This is a genomic window from Pseudomonas citronellolis, assembly GCF_029335315.1.
Lineage (GTDB): Bacteria > Pseudomonadota > Gammaproteobacteria > Pseudomonadales > Pseudomonadaceae > Pseudomonas > Pseudomonas citronellolis_A.
This window is the reverse complement of sequence record NZ_JARJLT010000118.1, coordinates 55,326-77,596: the sequence shown is the minus strand read 5'-3', so window position 1 is coordinate 77,596 and position 22,271 is coordinate 55,326. Positions and strand designations below refer to the sequence as shown.

Below are 22,271 nucleotides of genomic sequence, written 5' to 3'. Positions count from 1 at the left end.
TTCACCGCAGGAGCGGACTTCGTCCGCGATAGCCGGGCAATCCGCGCCTGGTAAGCGAAGCGATTCGCGAGCACGCTCGCGCCTACAGACAGATCATCAGCGTCGTGACCTTCCATGCCTGAATTACCCGAAGTCGAAACCACCCGCCGGGGCATCGCCCCCTACCTGGAAGGGCAGCGCGTCAGCCGCGTGATCGTGCGCGACCGGCGCCTGCGCTGGCCGATTCCCGAGGACCTCGACGTGCGCCTGTCCGGGCAGCGCATCCTCAGCGTCGGGCGGCGCGCCAAGTACCTGCTGCTGGAGGCCGAGGCGGGCACGCTGATCAGCCACCTGGGCATGTCCGGCAACCTGCGCCTGGTGGAATGCGGCCTGGCGGCGGCCAAGCATGAGCACGTGGACATCGAGCTGGAGTCCGGCCTGGCGCTGCGCTACACCGATCCGCGGCGCTTCGGCGCCATGCTCTGGAGCCAGGACCCGCTGCAGCACGAACTGCTGCGCAACCTCGGCCCGGAACCGCTGACCGACGCGTTCGAGGGCGAGCGCCTGTTCCAGCTCTCGCGCGGCCGCAGCATGGCGGTGAAGCCGTTCATCATGGACAACGCCGTGGTGGTCGGGGTGGGCAACATTTACGCCACCGAGGCGCTGTTCGCCGCCGGCATCGACCCGCGCCGCGAGGCCGGGGGCATTTCGCGGGCGCGTTACCTGAAGCTCGCCGCGGAGATCAAGCGCATCCTCGCCATCGCCATCGAGCGCGGCGGCACCACCCTGCGCGACTTCGTCGGCGGCGACGGCCAGCCCGGTTACTTCCAGCAGGAACTGTTCGTCTACGGACGCGCCGGGGAATTCTGCAAGGTCTGCGGCAGCACCCTGCGCGAAGAGCGCCTGGGCCAGCGCGCCAGCGTCTACTGTCCGCGCTGCCAACGCTGAGCGGCGGGTTTTTCGCTATAGCTGCCTGTAGGAGCGAGCTTGCTCGCGAACCCTGTGCTGCACCCATAACAACAAGCAAGGTCCATCGATGTCCGGCAACTACCTGCCTCGCAACCCTTTCGCCGAATGGCTCGGCCGCAGCATGCTCAAGCTCGCCGGCTGGCGCATCGAGGGGGCGCTGCCCGCCCTCGACAAGTTCGTGGTGATCGGCGCGCACCACACGTCCAACTGGGATTTCATGGCATTCCTGGCGGTGAAGTTCGTGCTGCGCCTGAACGCCCGCTGGTTCGCCAAGCACACCCTGTTCCGCCGGCCGTTCGGCGGCCTGCTGCGGCGCTGGGGCGGCATCCCGATCCAGCGCCACCTCAAGCTGAACACCGTGGACCAGGCGGTGCAGGCCTTCCACGACAGCCGCGAGCTGATCCTGATCATCTCCCCGGAAGGCACGCGCAAGAAGGTCGAGCGCTGGAAGATGGGTTTCTACCACATCGCCCGCGGCGCCGGCGTGCCGGTGGTGCTGGCGGCACTGGACTACGCCAACCGCCGGGTGGTCATCGGCGAGCCGTTCTGGCCGAGCGGCGACGAGGCCGCCGACCTGCGCCAGATGCTCGACTTCTACCGCCCCTTCGTGCCGAGAAAGCCGCAATACGCCTTCCTCGGCGGTTGAAGGCCGTCACGCTGACAACTGGTGCCACGCTGATATAGTTAATGGCAGTCTGCCTGCCAACCTCGCATAAAAAAGGACTTACGCCATGAACCTGTTCCGCGCCCTGGCCGTCGTTCTGGCCCTGACCCTCGGGCTGTCGGTCGTGCCCGCCCAGGCCTCCGACGCGACGAGCAACGTCTCCAGCGGCGACCCGATCTACAGCACCGACTCGCCGCCCTACTACAAGATGCTCGGCGACCTGATCATCGCCCGTCCGCTGCTGCTGGGCGCCACCGTCATCGGCACCGCCGCCTTCATCGTCAGCCTGCCGTTCACCGCCCTGGGCGGCAACGTCAAGGAAGCCGGCCAGGCGCTGGTGATCGACCCCGGCAAGGCCACCTTCGTGCGCTGCCTGGGCTGCACCGAAAGCGGTTACAAGCAGGACTGACCCGAGCCGCGCCGGGGCCTTCCGGCGCGTCCCGTCCGAGCGCATGGCCCGCGCCGACCTGAAGAAACACCTGCGCCCGCTGCTTCTGCTGGCGGCGGCGGTCGGGCTCGGCTACGCCTTCTGGTCCAGCGCCGGGCTGCTGCAGCTCGGCGCCGGCCTCGCGCTCTTCCTGTTCGGCATGCAGTGCCTGGAGGAGGGCCTGCGCGACCTCGCCGGCAGCCAGTTGGAGCTGTGGCTGGAACGCAGCACCTCGACGCCGTCGAAGAGCCTGCTGTTCGGCCTCTGCGGCACCTTCGTGCTGCAATCCAGCACCCTGGTCTCGCTGCTCACCATCGCCTTCATCAGCACCGGGCTGATCCAGCTGGCCAGCGGCATCGCCATCCTCTTCGGCGCCAACCTCGGCGCCACCAGCGGCATCTGGCTGCTGGCCCTGGCCGGGCAGAACCTCAGCCTCAGCCCGCTGGCCCTGCCGCTGCTGGTGTTCGGCGTGCTGCTGGGCTTCAACGGGGCGAAGAGCAAGGCTGCCGGGCGCATCCTCATGGGCATCGCCTTCATCTTCCTTGGCATCGACCAGATCAAGGAAGGCTTCTCCAGCTTCGGCGACGCCATGGACATGACCGGCCTGCGTTCGGAAGGCGTGCTCGGCGCGCTGCTGTTCGTCGGTATCGGTACGCTGATCACCGTGGTGCTGCAATCCAGCCACGCGACCCTGATGCTGACCCTGGCGGCACTCGCCGGCGGCCAGCTGGAGCTTGGCCAGAGCCTGGCGATCGCCATCGGCTCCAACGTCGGCAGCAGCGTCACCACCGCCTTCGTCGGCTCCCTGGGCGGCAACCGCAACGGCCAGCGCCTGGCGCTGGCGCATGTGCTCTTCAATGTGGTCAGTGGCGTGCTGGCCTTCGCCCTGCTGGCGCCGCTGACCTGGCTGGTGCGCTGGCTGACCGCCCAGGTCGGCCTGGGCGACAACCTGCTGATCCAGCTGGCGCTGTTCCACACCCTGTTCAACGGCATGGGCGTGCTGCTGTTCTGGCCGTTGCAGACGCGCCTGGCGCAATGGCTGGTGCGCTGGTTGCCGGACGTGGAGGAGCCGTCGGTGCTGATTACCGACCTCGCCCCGCAGGCTACGGCGAAGCCGCTGGAGCGCACCCGCGCCCGCTACCTCAGCGAGCGCGCGCTGGATTCGGCCGACGCCGCCGCCAGCGCCGTGACCCAGGAGCTGCAGCACCTGGGCCGGTTGAGCATCGAGGTGATCTGCCACGCGCTCTACCTGCCGGTGGACCTGCTGAACCAGGCGAAGGTGGACGAGGCCGCCCTGCGCGCCGCGCCGGACCGCTTCGCCATGGATGCCCAGACGCTCTACCAGCAGCACATCAAGGGCGTGTACGGCGACCTGCTGAGCTTCATGGGGCGCCTGGACATGACCCTGGACGAGGCGCACCAGCAGTTCTGGATGGCCTGCCAGGTGGCGGCGCTGCAACTGGTGGACGCGGTGAAGGACGCCAAACACCTGCAGAAGAACCTGGGCCTGGCGCTGCAGGGCGAGCCCTCGGTGGCGCGTGACTGCTACCTGGAGCTGCGCCAGCACCTGCTGGGCGCGTTGCGCGAAGTGCGGGCGATCGGCGCGCTGAGCCCGAAGCAACTGCCGGAAGGAGCCTGGGCCGCGCGCCTGGCGCTATTCGACGAGCAGGCCGCGCAGTTCGACGGCGCCTTCCGCAACCGGCTGTTCGCCGCCGTGCGCCGCCAGGAGCTGAACGGCGCGCAGACCAGTTCGTTGATGAACGACCTGGGCTACGTCAGCCGTATCGTGCAGAGCCTGCGCAACGTGCTGCAGCTACGCGCCGACCAGGAGCAGGCCGGGCACCTGCCGGTGGTCGACGAGGACGACACGTCGCCGCTGCTGATGCCCTGAATCACTGCAGGTGGACGTTGGTCCCGGCGGCCAGGCCGATGCCGCGCGGGTCGCTGGCGGCGTCGACGTCGCCGGTCTTCTTGCGCCACAGCAGCACCTGCTGGTTGCCGTAGGCGCGCCCCACGTCCTTGAGCGTATAGCCACGGCCGATCAGGTCGGCTTTCTGCGCGTCGGTGAAGGTGCGCGGTTCGTGTTCCAGCACGTCGGGCAGGTACTGGTTGTGGTAGCGCGGCGCCGAGACCCAGCTCTGCACCGAGCGGCCGTCCAGGTACTGCAGCATGGCCAGCAGCACCATGCTGGGGATGCGGCTGCCGCCGGGGGTGCCGAAGGCGGCCAGTTCGTCGGCGCTCTCGATGAAGCTCGGGCTCATGCTCGACAGCGGGCGCTTGCCCGGCGCGATGGCGTTGGCCGCGCTGCCGGCCAGGCCGTAGGCGTTGCTGCCCTGGATGTCGGCGGCGAAGTCGTCCATCTCGTCGTTGAGCAGCACGCCGGTGCCCGGCGGGGTGAACGCCGCGCCGAACGGCAGGTTGACCGAGAGGGTCGCGGCCACCGCGTTGCCCTGTTCGTCGATGACCACGAAGTGGGTGGTGTGATCGCCTTCGCGCCAGCTCGGCATCGGCGGCAGGCTGGCGCTGGGCGTGGCGCGGCGCGGGTCGATGCCGGCGGCCAGGCGCTTGAGGTAGTCCGGGGCGAGCAATTGCTGCAACGGGTTGGCGATGCGGTCCGGGTCACCGAGCATGCCGCGGTCGTGATAGGCGCGGCGCATGGCTTCGGCGACGTAGTGCACGCGCTGCATCGGGTCGGCCTTCTGCCACGGCAGCTGGGCGAGGATGCCCAGGCTTTGCGCCAGGGCCACGCCACCGGCCGAGGGCGGCGGCGCGCTGATCAGCTCGCGGCCGTCGGCGAGCGGCACGCGCAGCGGTTGGCGTTCCACCACCTGGTAGCCGCGCAGGTCTTCCAGGCTCCAGATGCCGCCGGCGGCGCGCACGCCTTCCACCAGCTTGTCCGCCGTCTCGCCTTCGTAGAAGCCGCTGCGGCCGTAGCGCGCCAGGCGCGAGAGGGTATTCGCCAGGTCCGGCTGGCGCAGCAGGTCCCATTCCTCGTGGAGGTTGCCCTGCTGGAGGAAGATGCGCGCGGTCTCGCGGTCCTTGCGCATGGCGTCCAGGCGGCCGGCGGAGCGGTCGATGTACACTCGGTCGACAGAGACGCCGTCGGTGGCCAGGCGGATGGCCGGTACCAGGTTGTCGCCGAGGGTCTTCTTGCCGAAGCGCCTGGTGATCTCCACCAGCGCCGCCGGCAGGCCGGGAATGGCGGCGGCCAGCGGGCCGTTCAGCGACAGCTCCGGCTGCACCTTGCCATTGCGCACGTACATTTGCGCATTGGCCGCCAGCGGCGCGCGCTCGCGGGCGTCGATGAAACGGTAGGTCGGCGTCGGCCCGGCCTGGCGCAGGAGGAAGAAGCCACCACCGCCGAGGCCCGAGCCGTAGGGTTCGACCACCGCCAGGGAGGCGGCGATGGCCACCGCGGCGTCGAAGGCGTTGCCGCCGCCGGCCAGGGTTTCCAGGCCGGCCACGGTGGCCGCCGGGTGGGCGCTGGCGACGGTGGCCTGGGCCACCGCCTGGCTCGCGGCCTGGGCGCTGGCGGCGCCCAGCAGCAGGGCGCAGGAGAGGGCGAGGGTACTGAGGCGGAGGTTCAGCAGGGACATGGCATCTCACGAATCGTCGGGCGGCCCCGGACTGGCATCCGGGAAAAACCACGGGAGCGAATTGGGAGGATAGACAATCCCGCTGGCTCGCGGTTGCCGAATGCGTCGAACGAATTCGGCAATGCGCCTGTCAAGCCGCGCGGATCAGGCCTTGCCGGTGAGCTTGTTGTACTTCTGCATCAGCTCGTCCTTGCTCTCGACATGGGCTTCGTCGAGGGGGATGCAGTCCACCGGGCAAACCTGCTGGCACTGCGGCTCGTCGTAGTGGCCGACGCACTCGGTGCACAGGTTCGGGTCGATCACGTAGATCTCCTCGCCCTGGGAGATGGCGCCGTTCGGGCACTCGGGTTCGCAGACGTCGCAGTTGATGCAATCGTCGGTGATTTTCAGGGACATCGAAACACTCCGGCCTTGGCCGCGGCCAGGCTGTCAGCAAGGGTAATGCCGCAATTTTGCCGCATTGGCGCGCACAGTGCACGCCGGCCGGATCAATTGCCGCCATCCCTGGCGGCGGGCGCTCAGCGCTTGAAGCGCTCGGCCAGGGCCTGGGCGACCGCGGGGTGGACGAACTTGGTGATGTCGCCACCCAGGGCGGCGATCTCGCGCACCAGGGTCGAGGAGATGAAGGAGTACTTCTCCGACGGGGTGAGGAACATGCTCTCCACGTCCGGGGCGAGCTGGCGGTTCATGTTGGCCAGCTGGAACTCGTACTCGAAGTCCGACACCGCGCGCAGGCCGCGCAGCAGGATGTTGGCGTTCTGGTCCTTGACGAAGTGCGCGAGCAGCGTGGAGAAGCCGACGACTTCGACGTTGGCCAGGTGCGAGGTGACCTGGCGCGCCAGTTCGACCCGTTGTTCCAGGGGGAACAGGGGGTTCTTCTTGGGGCTGGCGGCGACGGCGATGATCACGTGGTCGAACAGGCGCGAGGCTCGCTCGACCAGGTCGGCATGGCCTTTGGTGATGGGGTCGAAGGTACCCGGGTACAGCACTCGGTTCATCGCAGCGTCCTGGTGGTTCAAGGGGCAGGCGTGGGCATTGGCGGGGCTGGATGGTAACGCAGCATCAAGGATGGGCCAAGCGACCTCGGTAGTGCTTGCCGGCGCGGACTACCTGAATTTTCCGCGCGGGTGCGGTGTTCCGGCGCGCAAGGCCCGTTCCAGAGCCTTCGCGCCGGATTTCCCGTCAGGCCGTGCGCAGGCGCTCGGCGAGGCCGGCGGCCAGCTGCGCGGTGAGGCCGTAGACCGACAATTGCGGGTTGGCGCCGATGCTGGTGGGGAACAGCGAGCCGTCGTGGATCGACAGGTTCTCCAGCTGGTGGTGGCGGCCTAGGCTGTCGCACACCGACTGCTTCGGGTCCTCGCCCATGGCGCAGCCGCCCATCACGTGGGCGCTGCCCAGGCGGGTGCGGTACAGCTCCAGGCTCAGGCCGTCGATCAGCGCGCGGGCCTCGGCCGGGGTCTTCACGTAGCCGGCGTCGGCATGCAGCGGCAGCACCGCTTTGGCGCCGGCGGCGAACTGCACCTCGGCCATGGTGTGGAAGGCGCGGCGGATGCCGTCCCAGGTGTAGTCGGTCATGCGGTAGTCGAGCACCGGGGTGTCGTCGCCACGCAGGCTGACGCTGCCCATCGCGCTGTCCGGGTGGAAGCCGTCGCGCATCAGCGCGAGGATCATGTTGGTGTGCGGCAGCTGTTCCATGCGCATGGCGTTGTCGATGCCGAAGCGGCCGAGCAGGGTGGCGGCGAGGGCCGGCTGCAGCGGCGGTACCTCGAGCTTGTAGGACATGCGCCCGGTGGCGCCGTCGTCCCACTGGAAGTGGTCGGAGTAGATCGACTGCGGCGCGCCGTAGAACGGGTTGACCACCTGCTCGAACAGCGCGGCGCTGAAGTTCACCACATGCAGGAAGGTACGCTGGCCGACGCGGCCGTTGGGGTCCGGCGCCTTGGAGCGGAGCAGCACCGCCGGGCTGTTGATGCCGCCGCCGGAGAGTACGTAGTGGCGCGCCTTGACGGTGATCTTGCGGCCGGTGGGCGCCACGCATTTCGCGTCCATGGCCAGGCATTCCAGGCCGCCGACCTTGTCGCCGTCCAGCAGCAGGCGGTTGGCGCGGGCCAGGAACAGCAGCTCGCCGCCCTTGTCCAGGGTGGCCGGGATGGTGGTGACCAGCATCGACTGCTTGGCGTTGGTCGGGCAGCCCATCCCGCAGTAGCCGAGGTTCCAGCAGCCGCGCACGTTGCGCGGGATGACCTTCCAGTGATAGCCGAGCTTCTCGCAGCCCAGGCGGATCACGTCGTTGTTGAAGTTCGGCGGCATGATCCAGGGCGCCACGCCCAGGCGCTCTTCCATCTTCGCGAACCAGGGCGCCATGTCGGCCGCGCTGTGGCCCTTGACCCCGTGCTCCTTGGCCCAGTGTTCCAGGGTGGGCTCCGGGGTGCGGAAGCTGGAGGTCCAGTTGACCAGGGTGGTGCCGCCCACCGCGCGGCCCTGGAGGATGGTGATGGCGCCATCCTTGCTCATCCGGCCGATGCCTTCCTGGTACAGGCTCGAATAGGCCTCGGGCTCCTGCATCTTGAAGTCGCCGCTGGTCTTCAGCGGGCCTTCCTCCACCAGCAGCACCTTGTAGCCGGCGGCGCTGAGGGTTTCGGCGGTGGTGCCGCCGCCGGCGCCGGTGCCGATGACGACGACGTCGGCTTCCAGGGTCAGGTCCTGCTCCAGGCGCGAGCCATCATGGACTTTCCAGCCACGGGCCAGGCCCTCGGCGAACAGATCGGGTACGGGCATCAGGGGTACTCTCGGGAATTCTTGTTATCGAAAGCGGCGCGACGTTCAGACCTTCGGCGGGCCGGGATAGCCGCAGTGCGCCCAGGATTCCGGGCGACCGTACCAGGCCATCATCACCAGTTGCAGCAGCGAGCTGTGGCCCATCTTCAGCAGGCCGATGGCGCTGTTCTGCCAGCGTTCGAGGAAGCGCTGCACGTCGTCGGCGGAGGCCTTCTCCCAGCTGCCCCAGACGCCGGTCAGCGGGCCGCGGGTGAGCGGCAGGGCGAGCACATCGAACAGCTGTACGGTGAGCTTGAGCATCTCCGGCGACAGGTGCTCCAGGGTGTGGTCGAGGCCGGCGATGGCGCTCGGCACGGCTTCGGCCATGCGTTCCGCGCTCACCGCGCCGGCGAGCATCACCGGGATCAGCGCGCGGAGGAACGGCAGGTCGGATTCGCGCAGGACTTTCATGCCGCCGGCCGGGGTGCTGGCCGAACAGCCGGAGAGGCTGGCGGTGACGCCCGCGGTGGCCAGGAAGGCGCCACCGAGCAGGCCGATCTTGAGCACGCCGCGCCGGGAAAGTCCCGGCGCGCTCAGGGAGGTGTTTGTCATTCTTGTTGTTTCACCTTGGTTGGAACGGGGTCTCAGAGCCTGTGTACGATCTCGCGAGCTAGAGCAGAACAAGGCGAAAACAGGCGAGGAAGCGCAGTTTAGATAGCTAAATGAGCATTACTCGCCTGTTTTCAACGCAGTTATGCCGACGCGCAGCAGATCGTAGGCAGGCTCATCAGCGGATGAACAGCTTGTAGACCAGCTTCTGCAGCGACTTGCCGTAGGGCGGGTAGATCACCCGCGCGGCGTTGAAGCGCGGCTTGCTGAACACGCCCTTGGCCTTGCTGAAGGTCAGGAAGCCTTCGTGGCCGTGGTAGTGGCCCATGCCCGAGGGGCCGACGCCGCCGAAGGGCATGTCGTCCTGGGCGACGTGCAGCAGGGTGTCGTTCAGGCACACGCCGCCGGAGTGGGTCTGGGCCAGCACCTGTTCCTGCTCGCGCTTGTCGTAGCCGAAGTAGTACAGCGCCAGCGGGCGCGGGCGGTCGTTGATGTAGGCCAGGGCGTCGTCCAGGCGCTGATAGGGGATGATCGGCAGCAGCGGGCCGAAGATCTCGTCCTGCATCACCTTCATCTCGTCGTCGACGTTCAGCAGCAGCGCCTGCGGCAGGCGCCGCCCGTCGGCTTCCGGCAGTACCGGGATGATCTTCGCGCCGCGCGCCTCGGCGTCGCTCAGGTAGCCCTTGAGGCGGCTGAGCTGGCGCTCGTTGATGATCGCCGTGTAGTCCGGGTTGTTCGCCACGCTGGGGTAGAAGCCCTGCACCACCTCGCGGTAGGCGGCGATGAACTCTTCGACGCGCTGTTGCGGCACCAGTACGTAGTCCGGGGCCACGCAGGTCTGCCCCGCGTTGATCGACTTGCCGAAGGCGATGCGCTCGGCGGCGTCTTTCATCGGTACGCTTTCGGAGACCAGCGCCGGCGACTTGCCGCCCAGCTCCAGGGTGACCGGGGTGAGGTTCTCGGCGGCGGCGCGCATCACGTGCTTGCCGACGCTGGTGGCGCCGGTGAACAGCAGGTGGTCGAAGGGCAGTTTGGAGAAGGCCACGCCGACGTCCACTTCGCCCTGGACCACGGCCACCAGGTCTTCGGGGAAGATCCGCGCCAGCAGTTCCTTGAGCACACGCCCGGATTCCGGGGTGGATTCGCTCATCTTGATCATCACCCGGTTGCCGGCGGCCAGGGCGCCGCTCAGCGGGCCGATGGCGAGGAACAGCGGGTAGTTCCACGGCACGATCACGCCGACCACGCCCAGCGGCTGGTAGACGACCTTGGCCGAGGCCGGCATGAACTGCATGCCGACGGCGCGCCGCGAGGGTTTCATCCAGCGCGCCAGGCGTTTGCGCGCGTAGTGCACGCCATGCAGGCTGGGCATGACTTCGGCGAGCAGGGTCTCGTCGCTGGAGCGGTTGCTGAAGTCGCGGGAGATGGCGTCGACGAACGCCTGCTGCTCGTTCACCAGAAGCTCGGCCAGGCTCTTCAGCCACTGCTGGCGCTGGCCGGCGCTGGGCATGGGGTTGGCGCGGAAAGCCTGGCGCTGGCGCTCGAACAGGTTCTGGAGCTGGTTGAGTTCCTGCTGCGTCTGCTGCAGGTAGGCGATATCGGCGACCATGACGGGTTCCTCTGCGGACCGGCGGGGGAAGCGCTCCGAGGGGTGGAGGCTTCGCGTTGTGCTTGTCGCTGGATTTTTAGAGCAATTACTCTAGACTGTCAAATAGCATGCCGCGCCGCCGACGTCCGGCCCACCCAACGAAATGCTGGGCGACCGGCGGAGGTGTTACGCCGGCTGCATTGGCGGTAGCAATCCGTGTACCTTTGCCCCTCGCCGTAGACCCAGGTTCAGCGCATGGCCCCTCGCATCAAGACCCGTGACCGCATCGTTCAGGAGAGCCTGGCGCTGTTCAACGCCCAGGGCGAACGCAGCGTCACCACCAACCATATCGCCGCGCACCTGGGCATCTCGCCGGGCAACCTGTACTACCACTTCCGCAACAAGCAGGCGATCATCGCCGAGCTGTTCGCCGAGTACGAAGCGCGGGTCGACGACTTCCTGCGCCTGCCCGCGGGGCGCGCACCGACGGTCGAGGACAAGACCTTCTACCTGGAGGCCCTGCTGGCGGCGATGTGGCGCTACCGCTTCCTGCACCGCGACCTGGAGCACCTGCTGGAAAGCGATCCCGAGCTGGCCGCCGCCTACCGCGCCTTCGCCCGTCGCGCGCTGGTCAACGCCACCGCGATCTACCGGGGCTTCGTCGAGGCCGGCATCCTGCGCATGACCGAGATCCAGGTGGAGGCGCTGACCCTCAACTCCTGGATCATCCTCACCTCCTGGGTGCGCTTCCTGTGCACCACCCAGGAAGTCACCGGCGACCTCAGCGAGGAACTGCTGCGGCGCGGCATCTACCAGGTGCTGGCGCTGGAGAGCGGGCATATCGCCGAGGATTCGCAGGCGGCGGTGGACAGGCTCGCCGAGCGCCTCTACGTCCCGCTCGGCGATGACGTGTAGGGCGTACAACCGATTGCGGTTGCACGCCGCGTCGCTCCGCTGTGCATCTTGCCGCGCCCTGGGGCCGACGTTAGGCGGCGGATAACGTCGAACGTTATCCGCCCTACGAAATGCTCAGTTCCTGCGCGGCCCCGGCACCAGCGGGCGACGCAGCTCCAGGCCTTGCTTGCGGAAGAACTCTTCCACGCCGTCGGTGGCGTCGGTGTACAGGCGCGCGCCGGGGTGGTCGGCGATGAAGCGCTGCATCAGCGCCTTGCCGATGCCGCGCTTCTGGTAGCCGGGCAGCACAGCCAGTTCGGCCAGCCAGGTGGTCTGGGCGTTCTCATGCTCGGCGCGGAGCAGGCCGACCACCTTTCCGGCGTCCAGCGCCAGCAGCGCGTAGCCGGAGAATTCGTAGAGGTCGCGCAGCTCGTCGGCGTCGTCCGGGTGGCCCCAGCCGATGGCGCGGTACAGCGCGACCATATCGGCGCAGTGGTCGCCCTCGAGGGCGCCGGCGCGCAGGATCTCGATGCTCGGTTCGCTCATGGTTCGCCTCCTTGCGGCCAGCCTGGGCCTTTCGTGGGCGCCATGAACTGACCCCGGTCAAGCCTGCGTCAGCCGGCGACGCCGTGCAGCGCCAGCAGCCAGTCGGGAATGCGCCTTTCCAGATAGTAGTCCGGGCGTCCCGGCGTGCCGCCGACGAAACCGACGTGACCGCCACGCTCGAGCAACTGTAACTCGGTGCTGGCCGACAGCTCGCCCGGCGGCGGAATGCTGCCGGCGTCGATGAAGGGGTCGTCGCTGGAGTGGATGATCAGCGTCGGTGTGTGGATGCCGCCCAGGTAATAGCGGCTGGAGGCGCGCCGGTAATAGTCGTGGGCGTCGGCGAAACCGTGCAGCGGCGCGGTCACCTTGCCGTCGAAGTCCCAGAAGGTGCGCATGCCGTCCAGCGGCCCCAGGCGTTCCAGCGCGGCCAGGCCGTCGAGGCTGCCGCGCTCGCCGAAGGCGCGCTGCTTGTTGCGCACGTAGGCGGTCAGCTCGCGCATGAAGTGCGCCTGGTAGACCCGCGAGAAACCGATGCCGATGCGGTCGGCGCAGCGGTCCAGGCGGAACGGCACCGACACCGCCACGGCGCCGCGCAGCGGGCTGTCCGAGCCGCGCTCGCCGAGGTACTTGAGCAGCACGTTGCCGCCCAGCGAGTAACCCACCGCGTACAGCGGCGCCAGCGGGCGGATGCTGCGCAGGTGCTCGATCACCGCCGCCAGGTCCTCGCTGACCCCCGAATGGTAGCCGCGCGCCAGGCGGTTCGGCTCGCCCGAGCAACCCCGCCAGTTGAGCGCGACGCTGGCCCAGCCGCGCGCCTGCACGGCGACCTGCAGGCCGCGAATGTAGTGCGAGTCGGACGACCCGGTGAGCCCGTGAATGGCCAGCACCAGCGGCGTGCGCGCGTTGTGCGGGCCATGCCAGTCGAGGTCGATGAAGTCGCCATCCTCCAGCCACAGCCGCTCGCGCTCGCGCTGCAAGGCCGGCGCCTTGCGCAGCAGGGAGCCGTAGAGGGTCTGCAAGTGGGGGCCGGGGAGCCACCAGGCTGGGGTGAAGGCGGAGGCGGGACTTTCCATGGGCGTTTCGCGTTGGAGTGACCCGGCAAGTCTATCCCAAGCCTTGCCGGGCTCGCCGCCGATCAGGCGTTCTGTCGCCGCCAGAGCGCGTAATGCACGTTGCCGGCCTGTTTCTCCCGGTGCAGCCGCCAGTTGGGCGGCAGGTCGAGGCTGGAGGGGGCGGTTTCGCTTTCGGTGTAGACCCAGGCGTCGGTGGCCAGCCAGCCGTTGCTTTCCAGCAACTGGCAGGCGTTCTGCAGCAGGTCCTGGTGGAACGGCGGGTCGAGGAACACCAGGTCGACCGGCGTCGTCGCCGGCGTAGACAGGTAGGCGAGGGCGTCCTGCAACTGCACTTCGCCGTTCTCGCACTTCAGGGTGGCCAGGTGGCCGCGCAGGGCGGCCACGGCTTCGCGGTTCAGGTCCAGGGCCAGGCCGCTGCTGGCGCCGCGCGACAAGGCTTCGAGGAACAGCGCGCCGCTGCCGGCGAAGAGGTCGAGCACGCGGGCGCCGGGGACGTAGGCGGCGAGCCAGTTGAACAGGGTCTCGCGTACCCGGTCCGGGGTCGGGCGCAGGCCCGGCCCGTCGGGGAAGGCGAAGCGCCGGCTGCGCCATTCGCCGCCGATGATGCGCAGCTGGCCTTGCCCGCCGTGCTGGCGGGCGCTGGATGGGGCGGGGGCCTTGGGACGTCTGTTCATCAGTGCTCCGGGACGCCGAGGGGCTGTTCGGCGGGCTTGTCGGTCGGCGCCGGCAGCGGTTTCTGCGGCACCGTCGGGCCGGCGGTGACAATGACGAAGGCGTCTGGGTCGAGGTGGCGCTGCATGGCCGCCTTGACCTGGCCAACGTCGAGCGCCTGGACCTGGGCCAGGAAGGTCTCCAGGTAGTCCGAGGGCAGGCCGTAGAAACCGATGGCGCCGAGCTGGCCGACGATGTCGCCGTTGCTCGCAGTGGATAGCGGGAAGCTGCCGGCCAGTTCGCGCTTGGCGTCGTCCAGTTCCTTCTGCGTCGGGCCGTTCTGCACGTAGTCGCGGACGATGTCCTGGACCAGCTTGAGGGTGCCTTCGCTGAGCTCGGCGCGGGTCTGCAGGCCAATGGTGAAGGGCCCGCGCGCCTGCATGCCGGTGAAACCGGAGGAAACGCCGTAGGTCAGCCCGCGCTTCTCGCGCACCTGGTCCATCAGCCGGGTGCCGAAGCCGCCGCCGCCGAGGATCTGGTTGCCCAGGTAGAGCGCCGGGTAGTCCGGGTCGTTACGGGTGATGCCGAGCTGGGCCAGCAGCAGGTGGGTCTGCTTGGACGGGAACTCGATGTGGCTGACGCCGGGCTTGGGCACTTCCGGCTGGGCGGTCGGCGCCAGCGCCGGGCCCTTGGGCAGCGAGGCGGAAACCTTGGCGGCCATGGCCTCGGCCTCGGCGCGGCTGAGGTCGCCGACCAGCGCGATCACGGTGTTGCCGGCGGCGTAGCCTTTCTGGTGGAAGGCGCGCAGCTGGGCGCTGGTGATCTTCGGCACCGACTGCGCGTTGCCGTCGCTGGAGTGGGCGTACGGGTGGTTGCCATAGAGACGCTTGAACAGCTCCAGGCCGGCGAGCTTGCCGGGGTTCTGCTTCTGGTACTCGAAACCGGCCAGCACCTGGTTCTTGATGCGTTGCAGGGCTTCCTCGGGGAAGGTCGGCTGGCCCAGCACCTGGTCGAACAGGCTCAGCGCGGCCTCGCGCTTGTCCTTGTCACTGAGGCTGCGCAGGCCGGCCACCGCCATGTCGCGGTAGGAGCCGTTCATGAAGTCGGCGCCCAGGTCCTCGAAGCCGGCGGCGATGGCGCTGGTGTCCTTGCCCGGCACGCCTTCGTTGAGCATGGCGTTGGTCAGCATGGCCAGGCCCGGGGCGTCGCCGTCCTGGCTGCTGCCGGCGGCGAAGGTCAGGCGCAGGTCGAACATCGGCAGCTCGTGGGCCTCGACGAAGAGCACGCGGGCGCCTTCGGCGGTGTTCCAGCGCTGGATGTCCAGCTGGCGATGGCCGGGCTTCTTGCCAGTCGCTTCGGCCAGCGACTGCAAACCGCTGGGCGTTGCCGCCGCGGGCTGCTGCGGGGCGGGGTTGCTGCCGCCGGCGGGGCGGCTGACGCAGAACGCCAGGCCGGCGATCAGCAGGAGGACGACCAGGCCGAGCAGGCCGTAACGCAGGCCGTTTCGTTCACTCATGGGTCGGCTCCTTGTCGGTATCGGTTTGCGGCAGCACCTGGGCGAGGGTCAGGCGGCTGCGGGTGAAGTAGGTGCGGGCGGCTTTCTGGATGTCCTCGGCGGTGACCTGGCGGATCGCCTCCAGGTCCTGGTCGGCGAGGCGCCAGGACAGGCCGACGCTCTCCAGCTGGCCGATGCTGCTGGCCTGGGCGGCGATGGAGTCACGCTCGAAGACCAGCCCGGCGATCAGCTGGGCGCGCACGCGCTCCAGTTCTTCCTGGCTGGGTGGGGTGGTCTTGAGCTCGTCCAGCTGTTCCCACAGGGCCTTTTCCACCTGTTCCAGGGTCTTGCCCTTCTGCACGTTGGGGGTGGCGCTCAGGGTGAACAGGGTGTCGCCACGGGCGAAGGCGTCGTAGGAGGCCGAGGCGCCGGCCACCAGTTCCGAGCCGCGCTCCAGGCGCGCGGACAGGCGGGCGCTGTAGCCACCGTCGAGCAGCGCCGAGATCAGCCGCAGGGCCTGCACTTCGCGGGGATTCTCGCTGCTGCCCAGGCTGGGCACGTTGAAGCCCATGATCAGGCTCGGCAGCTGGGTGCGAACGTTCAGGGTCAGCCGGCGCTCACCCGGCTCGGGCAGCTCCAGTGGCTTGCGCGCCGGCGGCAGCGCGCGGCGCGGGATGTCGCCGAACCAGCGCTGGGCCAGGGCCTTGACTTCCTCGGGCTGGACGTCGCCGACCACCACCAGGGTGGCGTTGTTCGGCGCGTACCAGGCGTGGTACCAGGCGCGCAGGTCCTCGATGGTCATGCGCTGCAGGTCGGCCATCCAGCCGATGGTCGGCGAGTGGTAGCCGCTGGACAGGTAGGCCGAGGCCTTGAAGCGCTCGTAGGCCAGGGCCATGGGCTTGTCGTCGGTGCGCAGGCGGCGCTCTTCCTTGATCACCTCGATCTCGCTCTTGAACTGGTCGGCCGGCAGCGTCAGGTGCGCCATGCGGTCGGCTTCCAGTTCGAAGGCCACCGGCAGGCGGTCCTTGGCCAGCACCTGGTAATAGGCGGTGTAGTCGTCGGTGGTGAAGGCGTTCTCTTCGGCGCCGAGGTCGCGCAGCACGCGCGAGGCTTCGCCCGGGCCCATCTTGCTGCTGCCCTTGAACATCATGTGTTCGAGGGCGTGGGACAGGCCGGTGAGGCCGGGCGTCTCGTAGCTGGAGCCAATCTTGTACCAGAGCTGGGAAACCACCACGGGGGCGCGATGGTCTTCGCGAACCACCAGCTTCAGTCCGTTGTCCAGTACGTACTCGTGAGTCGGCTGGGGTTCGGCGGCGAGGGCGAACAGCGGTAGGCAGAGGCTGCCGCAGAGCAGGCCGAGCGCGAGGCGCGGAGCAATTTTCATGGTCGATCGGATCCTTGCAGATGGCCCGAAGGGAGGCGGGGATGTCTGTCGGGCAGCCGCCTAACCCCGGCAGGCGAGGAGATGCTAGGATACCCATCCGTTTTCCGGGCGGCCACGTCCCGTGCCGCTCCCTTGAGATGCAAGCCATTCATGTTTGGTTCCAACGACGACAAGAAGGCCCCGCAGGGCGGGGAGAAGAAGGGCCTGTTCGGCTGGTTTCGCAAGAAGCCCGAGGCCGAAGAGCGCCTGACGCCAGCCTCCGAGAGTGAGGCGGCCAGTGCGCAGCCGCAGGAAGCTCCGGCCGCGCCGCCAACCGAATCCAGCCCGGCGCCCAGCGCCGAAGCGCCTGCGCCGCGCGCGCCTGAGCCCGTGGTCGAGCAGCGCGCACCGCTGCCGGTCGCGCCGGCCGAGCCCGCGTTGTCGACGCCTGCGCCCGAAGCCGCGGCCGCGCCGCTGGAGCCTGTCCAGCCCGCCGAACCTGTGGCGCCGGCACCGGTCGTCGAGCCCGTGGCCGTCACCGTCGCAGCGAGCGAGCCGGCTCCGGCTCCGGCTCCGGTCGTCGAGGCGCAGCCGCAGGCTGTCGCCGCCGAGCCTGCCCCTGTCGCTACCGCCGAACCGGCCGCCCGGCCCGGCTTCTTCGCCCGCCTCAAGCAGGGCCTGTCGAAGACCAGCGCCAGCCTCGGCGAAGGCATGGCCAGCCTGTTCCTGGGCAAGAAGGCCATCGACGACGACCTGCTCGACGAGATCGAAACCCGCCTGCTGACCGCCGACGTCGGCGTCGAGGCCACCACCGCCATCGTGCAGAATCTGACCAGGCGCGTGGCGCGCAAGGAGCTGGCCGACAGCGAGGCGCTGTACAAGGCCCTGCAGGAAGAGCTGGCCGGGCTGCTGCGCCCCGTCGAGCAGCCGCTGGCCATCCCCGCCGACAAGCAGCCCTACGTGATCCTCGTGGTCGGGGTGAACGGCGTCGGCAAGACCACCACCATCGGCAAGCTGGCCAAGAAGCTGCAGATGGACGGCAAGAAAGTCATGCTGGCCGCCGGCGACACCTTCCGCGCCGCCGCCGTGGAGCAGCTGCAGGTCTGGGGCGAGCGCAACAACATCGCGGTGATCGCCCAGCACACCGGCGCCGACTCGGCCTCGGTGATCTTCGACGCGGTGCAGGCCGCCAAGGCCCGTGGCGTCGACGTGCTGATCGCCGACACCGCCGGGCGCCTGCACACCAAGGACAACCTGATGGAAGAGCTGAAGAAGGTGCGCCGGGTGATCGGCAAGCTGGACGAGACGGCTCCCCACGAAGTCCTGCTGGTGCTCGACGCCGGCACCGGGCAGAACGCCATCAACCAGGCCAAGCAGTTCAACAACGCCGTGGAACTCACCGGCCTGGCCCTGACCAAACTGGACGGCACCGCCAAGGGCGGGGTGATCTTCGCCCTGGCCAAGCAGTTCGGCCTGCCGATCCGCTACATCGGCGTCGGCGAGGGTATCGACGATCTGCGCACCTTCGAGGCCGACGCTTTCGTACGAGCATTGTTCGAGACCCGGGAGATCGCATGATCCGCTTCGAGCAGGTCGGCAAACGCTACGCCAACGGCCACGTCGGCCTGCACGAGATTTCGTTCCGCGTGCACCGCGGCGAGATTCTCTTCGTCACCGGCCACTCCGGCGCCGGCAAGAGCACCCTGCTGCGGCTGATCCTGGCGATGGAACGGCCGACCTCGGGCAAGCTGCTGCTCGGCGGCCAGGACGTCTCGCGCATCTCCACCGCGCAGATTCCCTTCCTGCGCCGGCAGATCGGCGTGGTGTTCCAGAACCACCAGCTGCTGAATGACCGCACGGTGTTCGACAACGTCGCCCTGCCGATGCAGATCCTCGGCATGCCCAAGCCGGAAATCGCCCAGCGCGTCGAAGCCGCGCTGGACCGCGTGGGCCTGAAGGAAAAGGCCCAGGACCTTCCCGGCGACCTGTCCACCGGCCAGCAGCAGCGCGTCGGCATCGCCCGCGCGGTGGTGCACCGTCCGGCGCTGCTGCTCGCCGACGAACCCACCGGTAACCTCGACCCGCGCCTGGCCTCGGAAATCATGGGCGTGTTCGAAGACATCAACCGCCTGGGCACCACGGTGCTGATCGCCAGCCACGACCTGGCGCTGATCGCGCGCATGCGCCACCGCATGATCACCCTGCAGCGCGGGCGAATCATCGCCGACCGCGAGGAGGAGGCCTGATGAGCGCCAGCGAACAACCCCTGCCGCACGGCCCGGAAGAAGGTCGCGAGCCGAAGCCGCCGCGCGCGCGCGAAGAGCGCGAATCCACCGACTGGGGCCAGCTGTTCAGCGCCTACGGCGAGAGCCACCGGGCCAGCCTGGTGGACAGCCTCAAGCGCATGTTCGGCCACCCCTTCGGCAGCTTCTTCACCTGCCTGGTGATGGGCATCACCCTCAGCCTGCCCATGGGCCTGTCGCTGCTGCTCGGCAACGTCGAGCGCCTGGGCGGCTCGTGGCAGCGCGCGGCGCAGATTTCCCTGTACCTGGACCTCAAGGCCAGCGAGAGCCAGGGCCAGGACCTGCGCGAACAGATCGAACGGATGCCCGATGTGATCGAGGCGCAGCTGATCAGCCGCGAGGACGCGCTCAAGGAACTGCAGGAGCAGTCCGGCCTGGGCGAGGCGCTCAAGGAACTGCCGGACAACCCGCTGCCGGCGGTGATCTCGGTCACCCCCAAGCAGGTCGACCGCAACCAGCTCGATGCCCTGCGTCAACGCCTCTCCGAGCTGCCGGGTGTACAACAGGCCCAGCTCGACCTGGTCTGGGTCGAGCGGCTGTCGGCCATCCTCAAGCTGGGCGACCGCTTCGTCTTCGGCCTGACCGTGGTGCTGGTGCTGACCCTGCTGCTGGTGATCGGCAATACCATTCGTCTGCACATCGAAAACCGTCGTAACGAAATCGAGGTCATCAAGCTGGTCGGCGGCACCGACGGCTACGTGCGTCGCCCGTTCCTTTATATGGGCGCGCTCTACGGCCTGGGCGCCGGCATCCTGTCCTGGGCCCTGCTGGAGTTCGGGCTGAACTGGCTGAACGCCTCGGTGGTCAACCTCGCCGGCCTCTACGGCAGCGATTTCGCCCTCGCCGGGGTGCCGCTGGGCGACGGCCTGTCGCTCACCGTCGGCGCGGTGCTGCTAGGCTGGATCGGCGCCTGGCTGGCGGTGGCGCGGCACCTGCGGGAGCTCGCGCCACGCTGACAAGCCGCTGTTTTCCCTGTACTTGACGAGGGTGTAAAGGAACTTTTACACCCGCTTGCAGTCAGATCGCTCAGTGCTACACTGCGCGAGTTTCGTGAATCGGAGGATTCGCATGACCACTTCCCTGCAACCTGTTTATGCCCTGGTTCCCGGTGCAAACCTGGAATCCTACGTGCACTCGGTGAACAGCATCCCGCTGTTGACGCCGGAGCGGGAGCGCGAACTGGCCGAACGCCTCTACTATGAGCAAGATCTGGAGGCGGCACGGCAAATGGTGCTGGCGCACCTGCGCTTCGTCGTGCACATCGCCCGGAGTTATTCCGGGTACGGCCTGGCCCAGGCCGATCTGATCCAGGAGGGCAACGTCGGCCTGATGAAGGCCGTCAAACGCTTCAACCCGGAAATGGGCGTTCGCCTGGTGTCCTTCGCGGTCCATTGGATCAAGGCGGAGATCCACGAGTTCATCCTGCGCAACTGGCGGATCGTCAAGGTCGCCACCACCAAGGCGCAGCGCAAGCTGTTCTTCAACCTGCGCAGCCAGAAGAAACGTCTGGCCTGGCTGAACAACGACGAAGTCGAGCGGGTCGCCGAGAGCCTGGGTGTCGAAGCCCGCGAAGTACGCGAGATGGAAAGCCGCCTGAGCGGCCAGGACATGGCGTTCGACCCGGCGGCCGACGCCGACGACGAGAGCGCCTACCAGTCCCCGGCGCACTACCTGGAAGACCATCGCTACGACCCGGCGCGCCAGCTGGAGGAAGCGGACTGGAGCGACAGCTCCACCGCCAGCCTGCACGAGGCGCTGGAAGGCCTGGACGAGCGCAGTCGCGACATCCTCTACCAGCGCTGGCTGGCCGAGGAGAAGGCGACCCTGCACGACCTGGCGGCCAAGTACAACGTGTCCGCCGAGCGCATCCGTCAGCTGGAAAAGAACGCGATGAACAAGCTCAAGGGGCGCATCGAGGCATAAGCCCGCCGCGCCGCTAGACTGAAAGCCGCACCCCCTGGGGTGCGGCTTTTTTCTGCCCGCGATATCCCGGAGACCCGATGCCCCGACTACGCCCGGCCCATGGCCTGCTGATCCTCGCCTTCGCCGTGCTGGCCTTCGCCGCCGGCCTCTGGGTGGCGCGTTCCAACGCGCCGCTGCCGCCGCCGGCCTGGCTGCAGGACTGGCAGCGCGAGGTGTTCGGGCCGCTGGCCGACGCCAGCCTCGACCTTGGCCAACTGCACGCCTGGCAGGGCGGCTCGCTGTGGTTGACCCGCGACAGCCAGGGCGCGCAGCTGAGCTACCGGGGCACCCTGGCCACGCCGGAAGGCCCCTGGAGCATGGATGCCGAGCTGGCCTTGAGCGACAGCGAGCGCGACGGCCTGCAGAAAGCCACCGGCATCACGCCGGGGGCGCCGGACCAGCCGCTGAGCGACGCGATGCTCGAACAGCTGCGGCGCCAGGCGGTTTCGTCGGTGCTGCTGGCGCCCAACCAGTCGCTGAGCGTCGGCCGCCTGGTGGCCAGCTTCGGCCCGCCGCGCGTGCGCCTGCAGACCGACCGCGGCGAAGCCTGGATCTACCCCGAGCGCGGCCTGACCCTGCTGCACCGTGGCGGCGAGCTGGTGTGGATGCAGGTGGTGCCGCGCGAAAGCCTGGCGCACTGAGCCGGGCTCAGTGCAGGCGTTCCAGGTAGTCGTGGCCGCCGAGCTGCCACATCTGCTGGCGAATCCACGCGGCGCGCTGGCGCACGTAGGCGCTGGGGCGCGCGGCGCTCCACTTGCGCGGGTTGGGCAGGACGGCGGCGAGCTGCGCGGCCTGCTGCGCCGACAGCTTGTCGGCGTCGACGCCGAAGTGATGGCGCGCGGCGGCCTGGGCGCCGAACACGCCGCTGTCCCACTCGGCGCTGTTCAGGTACACCTCGAGAATCCGCTGCTTCGGCCAGAAGGTTTCCAGCAGCACCGTGAACCAGGCCTCCAGGCCCTTGCGCAGCCAGCTGCGGCCGGACCAGAGGAACAGGTTCTTGGCGGTCTGCTGGCTGATCGTGCTGGCGCCGCGCACGCTCTTGCCGCGCTCGTTGTGGGCCAGGGCCTGCTCGATGGCCGGCAGGTCGAAGCCGTGGTGCTCGGCGAACTTCTGGTCTTCGCCGGCGATGACCGCGATCTTCAGGTTGTCGGAGATCTCGTCCCAGCTCTGCCAGTCGCGCTGCAGGTCGATGGGCTGGCCGTTGAACCAGGACTGCAGCTTGCGCTCCAGCATCAGCATGCTGCCCGGCGGCGGCACCCAGCGCAGGACGATGACCACGGCCACGCTGCCCAGGGCGAAATAGACGAGGAACTTGAACAGGCGGCGGAGTAGGTTGCGCATGCTGGGGTATGCCCGGGCGATAGTGCGCGTCATTATAACGGGCTTGACCTTCGA

General features: G+C 68.6%; 22 protein-coding genes. 10 read left to right on the top strand and 12 right to left on the bottom strand.

What is annotated here, in order from left to right:
* Window positions 1-114: 114 nt before the first annotated feature.
* The 4 genes from mutM to P3W75_RS10460 all read left to right on the top strand — a co-directional run bounded on the left by mutM (window position 115) and on the right by P3W75_RS10460 (window position 3,930).
* Window positions 115-927, top strand: coding sequence for a bifunctional DNA-formamidopyrimidine glycosylase/DNA-(apurinic or apyrimidinic site) lyase (gene mutM / locus P3W75_RS10475; protein WP_276227314.1), 813 nt, complete (start codon window positions 115-117; stop codon window positions 925-927).
* A gap of 88 nt (window positions 928-1,015) precedes the next feature.
* Window positions 1,016-1,594, top strand: coding sequence for a lysophospholipid acyltransferase family protein (locus P3W75_RS10470; protein WP_276227313.1), 579 nt, complete (start codon window positions 1,016-1,018; stop codon window positions 1,592-1,594).
* Window positions 1,595-1,679: 85 nt separating this feature from the next.
* The gene (locus P3W75_RS10465) at window positions 1,680-2,021 is read left to right on the top strand and encodes a multidrug transporter (protein ID WP_276227312.1); all 342 of its coding nucleotides are present in this window, start codon (window positions 1,680-1,682) and stop codon (window positions 2,019-2,021) included.
* Between the two features lie 43 nt (window positions 2,022-2,064).
* Window positions 2,065-3,930 (top strand): Na/Pi cotransporter family protein, encoded by a 1,866-nt coding sequence (locus P3W75_RS10460; protein ID WP_276227311.1) that lies wholly within the window; start codon window positions 2,065-2,067, stop codon window positions 3,928-3,930.
* Window position 3,931: 1 nt separating this feature from the next.
* On the opposite strand, the gene ggt is transcribed toward P3W75_RS10460, so the two are convergent.
* From ggt to P3W75_RS10430, 6 genes are all read right to left on the bottom strand, one after another.
* Complete coding sequence (gene ggt, locus P3W75_RS10455; protein WP_276227310.1) at window positions 3,932-5,635, bottom strand: gamma-glutamyltransferase; 1,704 nt, start codon at window positions 5,633-5,635, stop codon at window positions 3,932-3,934.
* Between the two features lie 144 nt (window positions 5,636-5,779).
* Entirely contained in the window at window positions 5,780-6,031 is a 252-nt protein-coding gene (locus tag P3W75_RS10450) for a YfhL family 4Fe-4S dicluster ferredoxin (protein ID WP_276227309.1), read from the bottom strand.
* Window positions 6,032-6,153: 122 nt separating this feature from the next.
* The gene (gene coaD, locus P3W75_RS10445) at window positions 6,154-6,633 is read right to left on the bottom strand and encodes a pantetheine-phosphate adenylyltransferase (RefSeq protein WP_276227308.1); all 480 of its coding nucleotides are present in this window, start codon (window positions 6,631-6,633) and stop codon (window positions 6,154-6,156) included.
* Window positions 6,634-6,817: 184 nt separating this feature from the next.
* A complete protein-coding gene (locus tag P3W75_RS10440) occupies window positions 6,818-8,413 on the bottom strand; it encodes a GMC family oxidoreductase (RefSeq protein WP_276227307.1) in 1,596 nt (531 codons plus the stop codon).
* Between the two features lie 45 nt (window positions 8,414-8,458).
* A complete protein-coding gene (locus tag P3W75_RS10435; protein WP_276227306.1) occupies window positions 8,459-9,004 on the bottom strand; it encodes a twin-arginine translocation pathway signal protein in 546 nt (181 codons plus the stop codon).
* A gap of 175 nt (window positions 9,005-9,179) precedes the next feature.
* Window positions 9,180-10,610 carry a coniferyl aldehyde dehydrogenase gene (locus tag P3W75_RS10430; protein ID WP_276227305.1) on the bottom strand — a complete coding sequence of 477 codons (1,431 nt, stop codon included), beginning with the start codon at window positions 10,608-10,610 and terminating at the stop codon, window positions 9,180-9,182.
* 234 nt (window positions 10,611-10,844) lie between these two features.
* On the opposite strand from P3W75_RS10430, the gene P3W75_RS10425 reads away from it, so the two are divergent.
* Window positions 10,845-11,504 carry a TetR/AcrR family transcriptional regulator gene (locus P3W75_RS10425; RefSeq protein ID WP_276227304.1) on the top strand — a complete coding sequence of 220 codons (660 nt, stop codon included), beginning with the start codon at window positions 10,845-10,847 and terminating at the stop codon, window positions 11,502-11,504.
* A gap of 114 nt (window positions 11,505-11,618) precedes the next feature.
* On the opposite strand, the gene P3W75_RS10420 is transcribed toward P3W75_RS10425, so the two are convergent.
* The 5 genes from P3W75_RS10420 to P3W75_RS10400 all read right to left on the bottom strand — a co-directional run bounded on the left by P3W75_RS10420 (window position 11,619) and on the right by P3W75_RS10400 (window position 16,632).
* The gene (locus P3W75_RS10420) at window positions 11,619-12,029 is read right to left on the bottom strand and encodes a GNAT family N-acetyltransferase (RefSeq protein ID WP_276227303.1); all 411 of its coding nucleotides are present in this window, start codon (window positions 12,027-12,029) and stop codon (window positions 11,619-11,621) included.
* Between the two features lie 68 nt (window positions 12,030-12,097).
* Window positions 12,098-13,102, bottom strand: coding sequence for a hydrolase (locus tag P3W75_RS10415; protein WP_276227302.1), 1,005 nt, complete (start codon window positions 13,100-13,102; stop codon window positions 12,098-12,100).
* Between the two features lie 62 nt (window positions 13,103-13,164).
* Window positions 13,165-13,776 carry a 16S rRNA (guanine(966)-N(2))-methyltransferase RsmD gene (gene rsmD, locus P3W75_RS10410; protein ID WP_276227301.1) on the bottom strand — a complete coding sequence of 204 codons (612 nt, stop codon included), beginning with the start codon at window positions 13,774-13,776 and terminating at the stop codon, window positions 13,165-13,167.
* The gene (locus tag P3W75_RS10405) at window positions 13,776-15,269 is read right to left on the bottom strand and encodes a M16 family metallopeptidase (RefSeq protein ID WP_276227300.1); all 1,494 of its coding nucleotides are present in this window, start codon (window positions 15,267-15,269) and stop codon (window positions 13,776-13,778) included. The genes rsmD and P3W75_RS10405 overlap by 1 nt, the downstream gene beginning before the upstream one ends.
* Window positions 15,262-16,632, bottom strand: a complete 1,371-nt coding sequence (locus tag P3W75_RS10400; RefSeq protein WP_276227299.1) for a M16 family metallopeptidase — start codon at window positions 16,630-16,632, stop codon at window positions 15,262-15,264. Before P3W75_RS10400 ends, P3W75_RS10405 begins: the two co-directional genes overlap by 8 nt.
* Before the next feature lie 150 nt (window positions 16,633-16,782).
* Here P3W75_RS10400 and ftsY point away from each other — a divergent pair, with 150 nt between their 5' ends.
* The 5 genes from ftsY (at window position 16,783) to P3W75_RS10375 (ending at window position 21,517) form a co-directional block, all read left to right on the top strand.
* Window positions 16,783-18,189: a signal recognition particle-docking protein FtsY gene (gene ftsY, locus P3W75_RS10395; RefSeq protein WP_276227298.1), complete on the top strand. Its 1,407-nt coding sequence runs from the start codon at window positions 16,783-16,785 to the stop codon at window positions 18,187-18,189.
* Window positions 18,186-18,857, top strand: a complete 672-nt coding sequence (gene ftsE / locus P3W75_RS10390) for a cell division ATP-binding protein FtsE (protein ID WP_276227297.1) — start codon at window positions 18,186-18,188, stop codon at window positions 18,855-18,857. The genes ftsY and ftsE overlap by 4 nt, the downstream gene beginning before the upstream one ends.
* Window positions 18,857-19,870 carry a permease-like cell division protein FtsX gene (gene ftsX, locus P3W75_RS10385; RefSeq protein WP_276227296.1) on the top strand — a complete coding sequence of 338 codons (1,014 nt, stop codon included), beginning with the start codon at window positions 18,857-18,859 and terminating at the stop codon, window positions 19,868-19,870. The genes ftsE and ftsX overlap by 1 nt, the downstream gene beginning before the upstream one ends.
* Window positions 19,871-19,982: 112 nt before the next feature.
* Window positions 19,983-20,837 (top strand): RNA polymerase sigma factor RpoH, encoded by an 855-nt coding sequence (rpoH, locus tag P3W75_RS10380; protein ID WP_276227295.1) that lies wholly within the window; start codon window positions 19,983-19,985, stop codon window positions 20,835-20,837.
* A gap of 77 nt (window positions 20,838-20,914) precedes the next feature.
* Window positions 20,915-21,517 carry a hypothetical protein gene (locus P3W75_RS10375; protein WP_276227294.1) on the top strand — a complete coding sequence of 201 codons (603 nt, stop codon included), beginning with the start codon at window positions 20,915-20,917 and terminating at the stop codon, window positions 21,515-21,517.
* A gap of 7 nt (window positions 21,518-21,524) precedes the next feature.
* Here P3W75_RS10375 and mtgA read toward each other — a convergent pair whose 3' ends face one another.
* Window positions 21,525-22,250 carry a monofunctional biosynthetic peptidoglycan transglycosylase gene (gene mtgA, locus P3W75_RS10370; RefSeq protein WP_276227293.1) on the bottom strand — a complete coding sequence of 242 codons (726 nt, stop codon included), beginning with the start codon at window positions 22,248-22,250 and terminating at the stop codon, window positions 21,525-21,527.
* Window positions 22,251-22,271: the final 21 nt, after the last annotated feature.

Excerpts from the sequence above, each read along its gene's own strand:
- P3W75_RS10430 (WP_276227305.1), bottom strand. The coding sequence starts at position 10,610 with ATGGTCGCCGATATCGCCTACCTGCAGCAGACGCAGCAGGAACTCAAC.
- P3W75_RS10470 (WP_276227313.1), top strand. The coding sequence starts at position 1,016 with ATGTCCGGCAACTACCTGCCTCGCAACCCTTTCGCCGAATGGCTCGGC.
- mtgA (WP_276227293.1), bottom strand. The coding sequence starts at position 22,250 with ATGACGCGCACTATCGCCCGGGCATACCCCAGCATGCGCAACCTACTC.
- mutM (WP_276227314.1), top strand. The coding sequence starts at position 115 with ATGCCTGAATTACCCGAAGTCGAAACCACCCGCCGGGGCATCGCCCCC.
- P3W75_RS10435 (WP_276227306.1), bottom strand. The coding sequence starts at position 9,004 with ATGACAAACACCTCCCTGAGCGCGCCGGGACTTTCCCGGCGCGGCGTG.
- P3W75_RS10425 (WP_276227304.1), top strand. The coding sequence starts at position 10,845 with ATGGCCCCTCGCATCAAGACCCGTGACCGCATCGTTCAGGAGAGCCTG.
- P3W75_RS10460 (WP_276227311.1), top strand. The coding sequence starts at position 2,065 with ATGGCCCGCGCCGACCTGAAGAAACACCTGCGCCCGCTGCTTCTGCTG.
- ftsX (WP_276227296.1), top strand. The coding sequence starts at position 18,857 with ATGAGCGCCAGCGAACAACCCCTGCCGCACGGCCCGGAAGAAGGTCGC.
- rsmD (WP_276227301.1), bottom strand. The coding sequence starts at position 13,776 with ATGAACAGACGTCCCAAGGCCCCCGCCCCATCCAGCGCCCGCCAGCAC.
- P3W75_RS10405 (WP_276227300.1), bottom strand. The coding sequence starts at position 15,269 with ATGAGTGAACGAAACGGCCTGCGTTACGGCCTGCTCGGCCTGGTCGTC.
- rpoH (WP_276227295.1), top strand. The coding sequence starts at position 19,983 with ATGACCACTTCCCTGCAACCTGTTTATGCCCTGGTTCCCGGTGCAAAC.
- ftsY (WP_276227298.1), top strand. The coding sequence starts at position 16,783 with ATGTTTGGTTCCAACGACGACAAGAAGGCCCCGCAGGGCGGGGAGAAG.
- P3W75_RS10400 (WP_276227299.1), bottom strand. The coding sequence starts at position 16,632 with ATGAAAATTGCTCCGCGCCTCGCGCTCGGCCTGCTCTGCGGCAGCCTC.
- P3W75_RS10420 (WP_276227303.1), bottom strand. The coding sequence starts at position 12,029 with ATGAGCGAACCGAGCATCGAGATCCTGCGCGCCGGCGCCCTCGAGGGC.
- P3W75_RS10450 (WP_276227309.1), bottom strand. The coding sequence starts at position 6,031 with ATGTCCCTGAAAATCACCGACGATTGCATCAACTGCGACGTCTGCGAA.
- P3W75_RS10440 (WP_276227307.1), bottom strand. The coding sequence starts at position 8,413 with ATGCCCGTACCCGATCTGTTCGCCGAGGGCCTGGCCCGTGGCTGGAAA.
- P3W75_RS10465 (WP_276227312.1), top strand. The coding sequence starts at position 1,680 with ATGAACCTGTTCCGCGCCCTGGCCGTCGTTCTGGCCCTGACCCTCGGG.
- P3W75_RS10375 (WP_276227294.1), top strand. The coding sequence starts at position 20,915 with ATGCCCCGACTACGCCCGGCCCATGGCCTGCTGATCCTCGCCTTCGCC.
- P3W75_RS10415 (WP_276227302.1), bottom strand. The coding sequence starts at position 13,102 with ATGGAAAGTCCCGCCTCCGCCTTCACCCCAGCCTGGTGGCTCCCCGGC.
- ftsE (WP_276227297.1), top strand. The coding sequence starts at position 18,186 with ATGATCCGCTTCGAGCAGGTCGGCAAACGCTACGCCAACGGCCACGTC.
- coaD (WP_276227308.1), bottom strand. The coding sequence starts at position 6,633 with ATGAACCGAGTGCTGTACCCGGGTACCTTCGACCCCATCACCAAAGGC.
- ggt (WP_276227310.1), bottom strand. The coding sequence starts at position 5,635 with ATGTCCCTGCTGAACCTCCGCCTCAGTACCCTCGCCCTCTCCTGCGCC.